At 38.4% G+C, this 13281-nt stretch carries 14 protein-coding genes; all 14 read right to left on the minus strand.

Annotated features, from left to right (window positions below; genetic code table 11):
• Positions 1-119: 119 nt before the first annotated feature.
• Positions 120-398: a hypothetical protein gene (locus SRRS_RS16675; protein WP_371362103.1), complete on the minus strand. Its 279-nt coding sequence runs from the start codon at positions 396-398 to the stop codon at positions 120-122.
• A 51-nt stretch (positions 399-449) separates the two neighbouring features.
• The gene (locus SRRS_RS16680; RefSeq protein ID WP_371362104.1) at positions 450-1418 is read right to left on the minus strand and encodes a GNAT family N-acetyltransferase; all 969 of its coding nucleotides are present in this window, start codon (positions 1416-1418) and stop codon (positions 450-452) included.
• 116 nt (positions 1419-1534) lie between these two features.
• Complete coding sequence (locus SRRS_RS16685) at positions 1535-1906, minus strand: hypothetical protein (RefSeq protein ID WP_371362106.1); 372 nt, start codon at positions 1904-1906, stop codon at positions 1535-1537.
• A 323-nt stretch (positions 1907-2229) separates the two neighbouring features.
• On the minus strand, positions 2230-2598 hold the full coding sequence (locus SRRS_RS16690) for an iron chaperone (protein WP_371362108.1): 369 nt from the start codon (positions 2596-2598) through the stop codon (positions 2230-2232).
• Between the two features lie 42 nt (positions 2599-2640).
• Positions 2641-2826 (minus strand): hypothetical protein, encoded by a 186-nt coding sequence (locus SRRS_RS16695; protein WP_371362109.1) that lies wholly within the window; start codon positions 2824-2826, stop codon positions 2641-2643.
• 410 nt (positions 2827-3236) lie between these two features.
• Positions 3237-5255, minus strand: a complete 2019-nt coding sequence (locus SRRS_RS16700; protein WP_371362110.1) for a Na+/H+ antiporter — start codon at positions 5253-5255, stop codon at positions 3237-3239.
• Positions 5256-5548: 293 nt separating this feature from the next.
• Positions 5549-6352, minus strand: coding sequence for a histidinol-phosphatase HisJ family protein (locus SRRS_RS16705; protein WP_371362111.1), 804 nt, complete (start codon positions 6350-6352; stop codon positions 5549-5551).
• A gap of 204 nt (positions 6353-6556) precedes the next feature.
• Positions 6557-7393 carry a thiamine phosphate synthase gene (locus tag SRRS_RS16710; RefSeq protein WP_371362112.1) on the minus strand — a complete coding sequence of 279 codons (837 nt, stop codon included), beginning with the start codon at positions 7391-7393 and terminating at the stop codon, positions 6557-6559.
• 20 nt (positions 7394-7413) lie between these two features.
• Positions 7414-8991 carry a PTS sugar transporter gene (locus tag SRRS_RS16715; protein WP_371362113.1) on the minus strand — a complete coding sequence of 526 codons (1578 nt, stop codon included), beginning with the start codon at positions 8989-8991 and terminating at the stop codon, positions 7414-7416.
• Between the two features lie 35 nt (positions 8992-9026).
• Positions 9027-9803, minus strand: a complete 777-nt coding sequence (locus SRRS_RS16720) for a DeoR/GlpR family DNA-binding transcription regulator (protein WP_371362114.1) — start codon at positions 9801-9803, stop codon at positions 9027-9029.
• Between the two features lie 264 nt (positions 9804-10067).
• Positions 10068-10595: a GNAT family N-acetyltransferase gene (locus tag SRRS_RS16725; protein WP_371362116.1), complete on the minus strand. Its 528-nt coding sequence runs from the start codon at positions 10593-10595 to the stop codon at positions 10068-10070.
• A 323-nt stretch (positions 10596-10918) separates the two neighbouring features.
• Positions 10919-11485, minus strand: a complete 567-nt coding sequence (locus SRRS_RS16730; protein ID WP_371362118.1) for a GNAT family N-acetyltransferase — start codon at positions 11483-11485, stop codon at positions 10919-10921.
• Positions 11486-11768: 283 nt separating this feature from the next.
• Positions 11769-12389, minus strand: coding sequence for a TetR/AcrR family transcriptional regulator (locus SRRS_RS16735; RefSeq protein ID WP_371362119.1), 621 nt, complete (start codon positions 12387-12389; stop codon positions 11769-11771).
• Positions 12390-12548: 159 nt separating this feature from the next.
• Positions 12549-13253 carry a transglutaminase family protein gene (locus SRRS_RS16740; protein WP_371362120.1) on the minus strand — a complete coding sequence of 235 codons (705 nt, stop codon included), beginning with the start codon at positions 13251-13253 and terminating at the stop codon, positions 12549-12551.
• Between the last annotated feature and the right edge of the window lie 28 nt (positions 13254-13281).

Below are 13281 nucleotides of genomic sequence, written 5' to 3' on the forward strand. Positions count from 1 at the left end.
ATGCTTCTTTTTAAGTTGGGGTCAAGGGTTCAAAGACCAGCTAATTAAAACCTGTAAAGCATTGTCAAGAGGCAAATTACTGAAACAAGGTGAAAAAAGGCATAATAAATCCGAAGAAATTAGTTTAAACCTGCGATTTTTGCTACTTTAACTGGCTTTCCTTCAGCATCTTTTTTCTGCATGAAAGTATAAACAGCGTTGTCGTGAGAAGGCTTGGCTTTCCATATGCTGTTGATGATTTCAAAACCTGTTTTGCGCAAGTCCGGACTTCCACGTTTAGAAATGCTGCGCTTGACAGACAAAAGACCTGACTGATGTGGTGGAAAGTCCAGCCTAGCTTCTCCTTTGATCGTGCCGCCGCAGCTGGAGCATAAGGATAGCACGGTGTTTTTGCTCAATTTTGTCTCATAGCCGCCCTAATTGCAAAAGGCAAGGCTATCAGATGCCGCTTATACACTAATTTCATAATAATCCATTGTCGATATCTCGCTAAAGCCACAGGAAGTATAAAGATTGAGAGCTTTAGAGTTTTCTGCAGCCACCTGAAGCATAATCTCTCTCGCCTTTGCTTCTTGCAACTTCTCAATTGCCATAATCAAGATTGCGCGTCCATACCCTTTTCCACGATGTTTAGGCAATACTCCTAAGCCATAGATTCCACCAATCCCTTGGAGCAACTGAAGATGAACTTTTCCAATGATTTGACTATCTCTTTCGGCTAAATAGATCTTCATTCCCCGCTTTTCTTCCTCTTCGGGCAGTATCATATCAGATATTGATATAGTCGTCTCTTTTTCTGCAAAAACGCTTTCTCCTTCATTATCACTTAGACTGTTTTTGCAATCTAGAACTTCTTCGTTAAAGTAAATCCTATTTTGTTGTGCAATAACGCAAGCATCGTCGTTGGTCGCTTTTCTCAGAGTAATCCCATATAATTGCCTTTGAAGTGGTTCTACATCGACTTGTTTAAGATACATTTCATATTCTGAATGTTTATACTGTGCTCCAGTTTCTCGAATAAACGCCTGCCCGGAAATTGACTTTCTGTCAGTTAATAAAAGCATATTACCAGAATTTCTTCGTTTCCATTCCGCGATAACCAGTTCACTTAATGTTTTAAAAACGCCTTGGCGTCTATATTCGGGACTCACCATGCCATTTGCCTCTATCGGCGTCCCAGCGCCCCAGCTACCAAGTCCAATATAGCCAATTAGCTGTTGTCCATCAAAATACATAAATTCATTTACGGTTTTAATATTACCATTTTCAGAAGTGAGTCCAAGTTTATAATCGAGTTCAAGTTTTAATGTGATTTGGTCTTCTTGAGTGCAATAATGTTGAAGCTCTTGAATCATAACATAGTCCTCATGATCGATGGTCTGCTTCAGTTTAACCCAGGGTTTCAGGATAGTTTTCATTCGAACGCCTCCTCATCTCAGTCATTTGGAAACATCGGGACGATTCCTTCGCTGCCATCGCAAAGTCCTATATTCATCCATCTGCATTTCCATTTCAGTAACCAAGTCTTTTATTTTCATAAACATATGCCAGTTCCGTCTTCATCTTTGTCAACCCGCTGTTCCGCTTCTTCCCATGTTATACCGTAAGGGGCGCCGCCAGAAGTATATCCGGCAATATAATAAAATGTATTATCAAAGTCAGCACATGCTAAATTCTCCTGTTTTTTATCTTGCCGTTTTATTCTATTAGCTTCAATCGTTTTCTTTACACTGTTAATGTATTCATTAGTAAACGTTATACCCAATATCTGAAGTTCCGTAATAGCACACAATATGTCAACTCCAAAATGTTTTCTATAACTTTTAACAATATTTTTCCCTTCGTATTTTATAAGCCATTGTTGAGCTAATTTTAGTCGCTGTGTTCGCTTACTTGTTTTTCGCATGATATAGTCTCCATTACAACAGTTTCAACTCTCGCCAACCATTGCCCTTACAAAACATATTACTTCCCTAAAAGCACAAAAACACCTGCCAAATTAATACAAATCTGGCAGGTGTTTTTGTTGTTACCAATGATATGGTTCTCTGTGTCATTACTAACGGCAAAATATATAACCAAGTACAAGGCAAGCTCGACCCCTACCTTTTCCCATAAATTTTACTACTACAGGAAACTAGAGAATCTTTCCGCTATATCGTATCACCTAAATAACTCAAATTCTGCTAATGCCGCCTCTAGTCGTCGGAGAGCTTCTCCGGTATCTGCTCATTTCGCATTCTCCTTCCCGCACCACAGCGCGATTTCTCTTATCAGTTCAAACGGCAGTGGCTTGTTGTTTGGCAGTTGAATGCTTCCTTTGCTCGTCTTATAATCCGTTAGCTTATCTACGAAAACAGTCATCGCCTCACCGCCGGGGTACAAGCCGATGTGTTTCTTGGACGCCGCAAAATGTATAAGGTTTTGTCCTTTCCAGAACGTCGGCATCTGCCACGAGATTTTCTCCGATGCGTCTGGAAGCGCAGCTTTTATCGTCGCATAAACCTCGCGCAAACGGGGCTGAATGTTCTCTGCTTGAGAGGCGATGTATGCATCTATCGTCTTCGGCGGTTCGCCGCAGTAATGGTCTTGCTCCATGTTTTTGAACTCCCGGCCACATTTAGGGCATTTCCACATAGTTCAAGCATTCTCCATTTCACGGGATATCAATTCCAAAGCAATCTTCATCGCTTTCAATCTTCTCTCAATCAGTGTTTCCTGCGATTTCCCGAGCGTCGGCTTTTCCTGCACTTTCTCGATTTTTCTGATTGTCGAGGCTATGGCTCGGAGTGCTTCCTCTAATTCTTCCCTTGTGTAATTTCCCATTGAACTAACCTCCTCCATTTGTTTTCTCACGTGTAAACGCTTATAGATACATGAAAATAACAGAATGATAATCCCGCAGTTTAATACCAGTATCGGTAGGAGTTAAAATATTACCAATTTATATATTTCCCTTTAAAAAGCTATTCTACCCAATGATTTCCCTCATTTGCTCATTCCCGCCCCAATACCAGGGAGGGGGCAAAATACCCCATCTTATCGTGTAAATGTACGCCCCCCTTAGCAGAAATTCTCCCAGACTTAGTCTAGGAGAGTAAAAAAAAGCTATTAAAGGGCTGAAAAAAACAAAGGCCAAGAACCGCTTCTGTTCTCAGCCTTTGGTGTGTTCCAATCAGCTAGATTTCATATAGTCTCCACATACAAATCATTTATTTGTTAATATGATTAACCCGTTATTCAACATATTCGTACAATACAACACTTTCAATATTATTGACAAATCTTCTTAGCTCTTTTGCCTGTTCCCTGGTAATTTCCCCGGTCTCAAACATTCTGCCGATTTCCGAGCGTTCTATGTCTATTACCCTCATGCGCAGGTCTTCTTTTTGCTCTTTTCTCTCTTCACTGCTTTGTCTATCCGGGTTTTCCAGGCGCTCAATCATTTGCTTATAATTCATCATGACCGGATAAACCATATTGACCCGGTCATGCTCCCGGGCATATTTCTCCAAAAATTCATAGGCGGCCTGCAGCGCCTTTACCTGGATGTCATTGCCGATACGTAATTTAGCGGCAGCCAAAACCCGGACCGTTTTGCCGGAACTGCCTCTGTAATGCCGCCAGTTTCTGATCATCCTGCCAATGAGATACATTAATCCGGAGTTTACATTGGCGGAGAGAGCTTCTTCCCGGCGGTCAAACGATTTTTCAAAGGAGTCAAACACCGCTTCGCTTATCTCCTGCCTGGCCATGGCAGCATGTATATATTCTCTTTCTTTTTTCAATGCCATCAACCGTATTTCGGATATTTTTTCATCATGCGGCCTCTGTTCTGATTGGATATGCCTGAGCCTGTTCTTATATTCATCAATCAATTCATACGCTGCGAATCGATTTTCATCATTCATTTCCAGTCGAATCCATTTAATCGCTTCCAACAGAATTTTCCTCTTCGCATCGCTTAACTCCGTTTCTTCCCCGGCTTCCGTTACACCGGCTTCTTTTTTGCTTAAAACCGGCAAAGACAGCGTTGCCACAATTAAAGTGAAAAGAATGACGCCGGCTGCGAGAAAGAGAATAAGCGAACGCTGCGGAAATTCATCTCCATTCGCTAAAAAAAAGGGTATGGAAAGTACGCCTGCCATAGTAACGGCGCCCCGTACTCCGGTCAGACTGATCATTAGATTCGTGCGGAAATCGGGTTTAACGGCGTCATTCGCTTTACTGCCATGATAATAGTCAGCATAAAAAAATAGATAGGACCAGATAAAGCGGATGCCTAAAATAACGGTTCCGATTACAGCAACATAGCCGATAATCAGGTAGTTGTTCAAGCTTGGATCAGCCACTGCTTCCGCCATTGAGGAGGGAATATTTAATCCTAACAACAGGAATACCACGCCATTTAGCACAAACAAAGCAATGGACCAGATATTCTCTGTCAGTACCTGCTCTTCCGCTATCATAGTTTCTGTCCGTTCTCTCACCAGGGCATGCACAATCCCGGCTGCCACTACGCCAATCACGCCGGAAGCGTGCAAAAAATCTTCCGTAATAATATAGACGGCGAATGGCGTCAGTATCTGCAGCAGCGAATGAAAGGTTACGTCGGCGATGCCTTGTCTGCGCAACGCAAACCGCAGCCAGGTTACCAGAAAGCCCAGAATCAGACCGGCTATCGCCCCTGCCAAAAATTTATAGGAAAAATCCAGAATTGCCTCATGCAGCAAAAAATAACCTGTTACGACCGCTGTTATTGCGTAATTGAAGGCAACCAGGCCCGATGCATCATTGATTAGCGATTCTCCCCGTACGAGTGACAATACCTTCTGGGGAATTCGAATACGCTTGGCAATCCCGTTTACAGCCACAGGATCGGTGGGTGATAAAATAGCCGCCAGGGCAAAGGACGCAGTCAGCGGAATGCCGGGTATCAGCCAGTGAATAAAGTAGCCGCCGCCGATCGTTGTTAAGATAACCAGCACAATGGCATTCCCCAGAATCGGCAAGCGCATTTCCCACAATTCCTCGCGCGGGAAACGGCTGCCGTCGTTGTATAACAGCGGTGCGACGAACAGCAACAAAAACCATTCTGTTTCTATTGCGAAGGAAATACCCTTATTTATAACCGCAAGCACGATGCCAATGGCGATTTGCGTAAGCGCTGTCGGCACCGACGGAACGTAATGGCTGACGATATTGGAAAATAGCAGGCAGAAAAGCAGCAGCAATATTGTTATTAACAGATCCATGTCCCTTCTTCACACACCTCCCGCCAAACGTAACTGACTGATTAACAATCTTTTATCTATCTTTATTATAGCAATTTTCATCACTCTATCATACATTCTCAATTCTATTACGCAAGCGTCACCTCAACCCCGCCTGGCAATAAAAAAACCACCTGGTGTATGCTATATAAGCAAAACATCAGGTGGTTTCTACTAGACTTTAGTATAACAATTTCACTTGACTGTCATGGATGTCATAAATAGCAAGAAGAACGTCCCCTAGCTTCCTTTAGGGCTATGGCAGATCAATAATATTATAAACCTATAAATTCAGGTATTCTTTTTCGATATACAGAATAATATTTAAATCCTATATTTTTCAAAATTTCTCTCGCAACAGCAAATTTATATCCTAGATGCTTAGCGTAATGCGCGTCTGATCCGATTGTTATAATTTCGCCTCCTAATGCTCTGTATCGCTTTAAAATTTGAGGTTGTGGATGAAAAAATGGCAATCCATATCTCCATCCTGAAGTATTAACTTCTAACCCTTTTCCCTTTTTTACTAGCTTGCTTAGAATTTCATCTATAATATCAGATAATAATTTATATGAGAAGTTCTTTTGTTTCTCAGGTGCATATCTAATAATATAATCTAAATGTCCATACACATCAAAGTTATCATAAATATCTATATTGGTATTTATATTTTTAAAATATTCTTCAAAACATTGGTTTTCATTTTTATTCAAGAAAAATTCTGGATAAAAAGGATCTTCTCCATTTACCATATGAGATGATCCAATTACAAAATCAAAAGGGATATTTAATATATTTTCTTTGATTTGATCTTCCAAATTTACTTCTAATCCCATTTCAACGCCTACTCTAACATCAATAATTTTGTCAAATTTTTTTTTGCATTCCTCTATCTCCCGGAAATACATTTTAAAATCCAATGGAAATTTTTTACGAGTGTAATCATAATCTTGATGATCTGTTATACATATGCTTTTCATACCTAGGATTATTGCTTTACGTATAAACTTTTCAACATGTTCTTTTCCATCACGCGAAAGATTAGTATGAAGATGATAATCTGGTAATAAGGATTCCATGAAACCTCCCCCATGGCGATACTCTCTAAAGATTATATTTTGCTTTCTAAACATTAAATAATAATGCTATAATAAGACGAAGAGAGGAAATCACCATTTTCCTCTCTTCGGGGCTTATATTCGAGTGTTTGCTAGCCGGCGTACATCGATGTAAGCTCTTTTTGTATTGGTTTAATCATATCTCAACATCTACCTTTGAAATATTTATGGAATAAAATTTTTAACGGCTTCGCGGACTGCAAGTTCTGCCATATCATCAATTGCAGTACCCACTACTAAAATATTGATACCTGTATTTCGAAAAGCTTTTTGATTAACGATATTAATACCACCTTCTGCTAACGTAGGTACTTTTACAGATTCAACCAAGGCTTGAATTCTCTCTTGAATGATAACGGGAATCTCTCCAGCTTTAGTGCCTTCATAGCTCATACCTGTCATGAGGCCAATAAAGTCAACCCCCATATTTTCCATTAATTTGGCAACTTTAGCAACTTCCTCTGGAGTATCTGCCGGTATTCCAAAAGGATGTAAATCGCTTGACCGTCCAATATAAGCATCAATTAACAGTCCATATTTATGCGCTCTTTCGACGACCTCTTCCAGATCTTTTAAATCGGTCTTGTGTACATGTAATCCATCAGCACCAGCTAGCGACATTAACTTAAAATCTTCATCTGAAAGAATAGTTGGCATAACTTCGGTAAAACCACCAGGAATTCCAACTGTTATATAAATATCATTACCTGCAACTTGTCTCACACCAGATGTCACTTTTGCCATCTCCTGTAAGGGTATTTCATGTCTGATTTGTTCTGCCGCATGCATATTAGTCACGCCTTTATAACCTCTAGCTAAAGCAACTGCAGGATGATTAGGCTCTAACATTCTTGCACCAGCTTCAATAGCAGCTTTAGCCATTCTAGCATCATCGCCACTAATCCCGGTTGACAACAAAGTAGTTCCTCCATGTGCATGAATTGCATCCCATACTTTTTTACGCGCAATTTCCATTTTCCTATTCATATCTGCTTTAATCATTTTTTCCTCCATATCTTGCATTATGCTAAAATAGTATTTTTCTTTTTATCGCTGATTCTATTTATTTTGTTTGCAAAAAGGGTGAATAAGAATCCACAGGTCATAGCAGCTAACATACTGATAATAAAGCCACCCCAGTTTGTCGATAATGTAGGTGCAACAAGAGCAGGAACATAGGCCGTCCCCCTGACGTTAAAGTATCCGACAAAAACACCACCTATACAAGCTGAAATTAATGCGCCTGCAAATGTTACTTTGCTTGAAAACATGAATGGATATGACGCTTCCACAAATGTGCCGAAAACAACATTAATTAAAAATCCTGGCGTCGCTAATGCTCTGTCGTCTTTTACACGTGGATACACAATATTCGCTAATGTTATGCCTGCAGAGACCATAACTAGACCAACCATATCAATAGCTCCCAAAAAGCTATTCCCTGCTTTTTCCATCTCAAGTAATACAATCGGTAAAATTGCCCCATGATACATCCCGCCAATAATCGCAGGCCATATCAAAGCGCCCGCAACAGCTCCGCATAACACCGGACTAATACTCAAGGCTGTATCAATCAGTTGCCGAATTCCATCTCCGGCCATTTGAGCAAGAGGACCGATAAAGAAATGGATACTTAAACCTGCAATTAATCCTGAGATACCACCAGCAACAATATTGGCAGTCGTAGCCGGAAAGTTAAACTTCAAGCACTTCAGTAATAGGTATTGCACTAATATCCCCGCAATAATACCACCAATAATACCGCCGATTAGTCCTCCACTAACCGATAAAGTTCCAGTCACAACACCTGCTACAATTGCAACTTCATTTAGCCCAGATACTTGTCTTGCCGCAATTGCCGCAACAATAACAGGCAAAGTTCCAATCATAGTTTCAAATATTTTTTCAAAAGATTCTAACCCTGGAACTTTACTTAGGATTAAGGTAAGAGCCATCGTAATAAAGCCAGGTAAAGATGCCATCAAAATTCCGCGCACGCTTATTCTGGACCAAACATTTCCTTGAGCCGCACTTTCTGCTCCAGCATCACCAATTGCAGGATGATAGGTAATTTCCCAATGCTTAGCAAGCGCAAATACATTGGCAATAGCTCTGGTTCGATTGGTTGTTCCAGTAGTGCCTGATACTGCTACAACATTTACTCCCATAGATTGAATTTTAGCCATTGACGTACCACCCGTGCCTGTCGCAACGAGCTTTTTCTTAGCCGCAATTCCTAATGTCTCTTTGTTAGCTCCTTCTGGATCAGCACTTGCTAAAATCAATCCATCAATACCATTTTCCTCAATCATTTTAGCGATTGCTTTGTCTTCAACAGCAGCACGTTCATTAACCTCTTTTAATGTTCCTGTGAAAATAATTTCAATATTTTCCCCATTCCATGCCCATAAACTTGCCGATGTCGTTGGTTTAACATTATCCATGGAAGCGTCTGCAGCGATAAACTGTATTGCGCCAATCTCCAGATTAGCTTTCTTGATTTGTCGAATCAGTTCACCAAGTAAACTCTTGGGGTCTTTACCACCCAAGTTATAAAGGTTTCCACCACTACTCCCCAGAACAGCGACTTTTTTACTCACAAATACCCTCCTCGACAAATTATTATTTATGAAAACTATTTCTCATCAGAATTAGCAATAATCACATTCACCCCTCTCTTTTGCAAATTCATTCGTATTTGAGAATTAGCATCACAATCAGTAATAATATTTTTGATGGTCGGATAATTTGAAATTTCAATGAATGATTTTTTCCCAAATTTACTAAAATCAGCTACAACAAACACTTCAGCTGATCTTTCTATAAAAGCTTTTTTAGTTTCAACTTCATCCATTCCAAAATCAGTCACATTAGAATTTTCATCTATTCCTGCTACTCCAAGAAAAAATTTATCAAAATGATATTGACGAATAACACTTCTAGCAATAGGTCCACCTAAGCACATTTCTTTTTGCTGCAGTAACCCTCCCACTAAATAAACATTAATATTGGTATTATAAAAAACATTGGCAATAGGCAAACTTGGCGTAAAAACCGTAATATTCTTACGAGATCTCAATGCCTTTGCAATTTCTAAAGTTGTACTACCTACGTCTAGAGCTATTACTTCTCCTTCAGAAATCAGTTCTGCAGCCCTCAAACCTATTAACCGTTTTTTTTGTAAATTATTAGATTCGCGTTCATCCAAAGATGGCTCATGACCAAGTTTTGCCTTTGCAATCATTGCTCCGCCACGAAAGCGAATAATTAATCCTTTATTTTTTAGTTTTTCTAAATCTCGCCTTATTGTAACTGATGATGCATTGAATCTTTTCTCTAAATCCTCCGATTTAACTGTCTCTTCACGATATATTATATCCATTATCTCTTTCAAACGTTCAACTTCGTTCACTTACGATCACCTCTTGATTAATTGTACATGTTTTTTAAAATTTTTTCAATATTTTTATTTACAGGAAGCGGCAGAAACGTCCGTTTTGCTTCATTGAAGTATTTTAAAAGAGAAGCAAGAAGAGCGTCCCCTAGCTTCCCACTAATCCTAGTAGGCAATAAAATGTACGTAAGTAAGCAACTATATTAAAGCAACCGTCTAAAGCTCCCATTGACAGGGATGCTTTAAACGGTTGCTTTTTTAGGTTACTTTAGCGTTTTGAGTTTATTGGTTGTATTCATTTTTCAGAATACTCATAATGACAATGTCATGCCATTTTCCTGTACGATAAAGTGCTTGTCGAAATTTACCCTCATGTATAAATCCCATTTTTTCATAGAGTTTTATTGCTCTTTCATTAAAAGAAAATACTTTTAAATATACTCGATGTAAATTTAATTCATTAAATGCAAATTCAAGTATTAAAGACATAGCTTCTGTTCCAATGCCTTTACCCCACATATCTCTTGCACCAATGTCAATAATACATTCGGCAGAACGATTCTTATAATCTATGTTTATTAAAGAAACAATACCGACAGTTTTTCCAGTTTCTTTATGTTCAATCATATAACCTTTAGAAGCAGACTGAGAAGCAATCATTGAAATAAATTGTTCTGTTTCTTCTAAAGTGTATATGTCAAGTTGAGGACTAGTCGTTTTCATGACCTCTATATCGTTACGCCAATCATGATAAGTGGCGTAATCACTAGTTGATAATTTTCGCAACTTTATATTTTTATTTTCAAACATATATAACTCTCCTAAGTTAAAAGTTTTTCAATCATTTTATTTATTAAACTAAATATGTCTATGAGATTAACGCTTGAAGAATATTGATAATATTGGTGTAGCATAACCCCATCCATCATAGAAATAAGCAATTCACAAAAAGAATTTATATCAATTTGCATTTTGGATGGACAAAACTATCTGAAAAATCCAATCTAACACAGGGGGGTTACATAGAATACCTAAAATTGTCAGCGCCGGGCTATAATTAACTAGTAGGTGGCCAAAAATAAACCGGCGTTAACAAAATCAAAGCTGATATAAACTTGTTAGGTTTAATACAACTATTCACTAGGAGATACTTGATTTAACCACTCGTCCTTGTTGATACACGTAATAATTTCTGTACGTATATCGCCCATTAATGGCCAAGGCTTATCTAGGTTAGTGCTGTGATATTTAAATCCACATTTTTCTTGAGCACGAACTGATTTTTCGTTTCCTTCAAAATATCCGCACCAAAGTGACTTAAGTCCTAAGTCATTAAAAGAATAGCGCATTAATTCTCTCATAGCTTCTGGTACAAGACCTTGACCCCAATAAGGAACACCTATCCAATACGCGATTTCTCCTTCGTTTGGTCCAATACCAAAATCACTCGCTTCGCCTATTAATAAACCAATACAACCGATAGGTTCTTCTTGGCCTTTTGGAACTATTGCGTAAATTCCATCTGTTGAAAATACATCTTTAATGACTTGTTTGCTGAACTCAACGTCAGTATGAACCGGCCAACCAGCGATTGGTCCAACTTTTGGATCGCTTGCATACTTATATAGAGCAGGTGCATCTTCAATTCTCCATGGTCTCAAATTAAGACGTTCCGTTCCTAATTCCATTTTTATTTTCATCTCAATCCTCCAAAATTTATTATCAATTTTTATCTTTCATCTATCCACAACAAAAGTGCAAAAAGAGAGCACTCGTATACAAAATATAAATAGTATATTGTTTATTATCTAAGATCCAGCATCAAGTCACCTCATTTAATGTAATTCTATATATCATAATTTTTATACCAAACTAAAGCAGCCCCCTGTACTTCCGGTCTAAGTCATAACCAATTTTCCCGCGGTAACTTTCTTCTTTAAATCCAGGTATTGTATCTGCAGCTTCCTATGGGGTGATTATTAATTAGGTATGCTTTTTAATGCCATCAAATAAAATCGTCATTGCATCTTCAATCCATTCTTGCGGATTTTGCAAAAAATCACTGTTATCAATATAGGCAGGCATACCTATGAAAGCTCCCCAAAAAAGCTGTGTCAACCTGGTCGGATTCATTGCCTTAATTGTTCCATCGTCTATTGCTTGTTGAAAAGTAGTCATTAATGGTTGATAATTATTTGTTTCAAAGTCCTGAAGAACTTTTTCTGCACTGTCGGCATAGACTTCATGAACGTCTTCAAAGAAATATTTAAAAAAACGATACCGTAAAGGGTGATGAAGATGTGCTATTAATTCTTGACGGAAAAAGGATTCCAAGCGGATGATTGGCTTTTGGTCAGTACTAAGAGTTTTTGCTGCGGTAATTTTGGCTTCTTCAAGTTTCAAGGCAAATACGTCTCTCATCAGCATGGTCTTATTTTTATAATAATGATAAAGAGTCCCTCGCCCAATATCAGCTTTTTGAGCAACATCGCCCATTTCCATACTTTGAAATCCTTTTTCGGTATACACCTCAAAGGCAGCGCCCAAAATTTGATTTTTACGTTGTTGTCTGATTTGATTATTTTGTTCAGGTGTTCGAGGCATTCTTATCATCTCCTAAAAATAATTATGACATTCATGAATGTCGATGTCAAGAAAAAGAATATTCTATTATAAATAAAGAGTGTCAAGAATGCGGTACTAAATTATAAATTGTCAATTCTAATTGTAATCCTCAACCGTTTTCCGCCTCCTGCTTTCTCATCATCTTGCTCTCTCTCTAATTTTTGATACATTTTGATTCATAAGCTTACGCCCAATATGCTGATAAAACCATTTTTTCAGCGGCGATAGCTCCTGACTGTACTTGCTAAAGAATTCATCCGGCGAGTCAAATACGCCAAAATCTTGATTAATACCTTCTTTTTGTATATAAGTATCATTTTTATTCCAATCAATTTGAGGATTTTTGAAATCATTAGTTGCTACACCATATCCGCAAAAGCTTCCTTTGCATTCAGAAAACTTATCTTGAAGTTTACTCAAATATGGAACATCAAGAATGAACCCCTCTAAATTGAACCAATTTCCATCAAAAAAAATTTCTACCCAGCTGTGCACAACATTTTGTGGCGCAATCTTATACATTAAGCCTGTCATAGCGCCCTTCTGCAGCTCCTTGTTGATTGTAAAACCGTGAATTCGACAAGGTATATCAACGGCTCGAAGTAAAGCCATAAACAAAGTTCCTTTAGTATTACACTGTCCATAGCCGTCTTTTAGTACACTGCTCGCAGGTAATGTATCATCAATATTATAGCCAAATTTTATTTCATCTCTGACAAAATTGTATATTTCAAGAACTTTTTGAAATTTATCTTTTTCTTTCCACTTTCTGTTCTTCACCAACTGCTGTATTTCATGGCAATTATAATCCAACATATGTGTTGTCTGTAAATACTTTTTCATAATATGACCTCCTGCTTTTTAGTATAGT

Origin of the sequence: Sporomusa rhizae (assembly GCF_041428845.1) — a bacterium.
In the GTDB taxonomy this organism is placed as follows: domain Bacteria; phylum Bacillota; class Negativicutes; order Sporomusales; family Sporomusaceae; genus Sporomusa; species Sporomusa rhizae.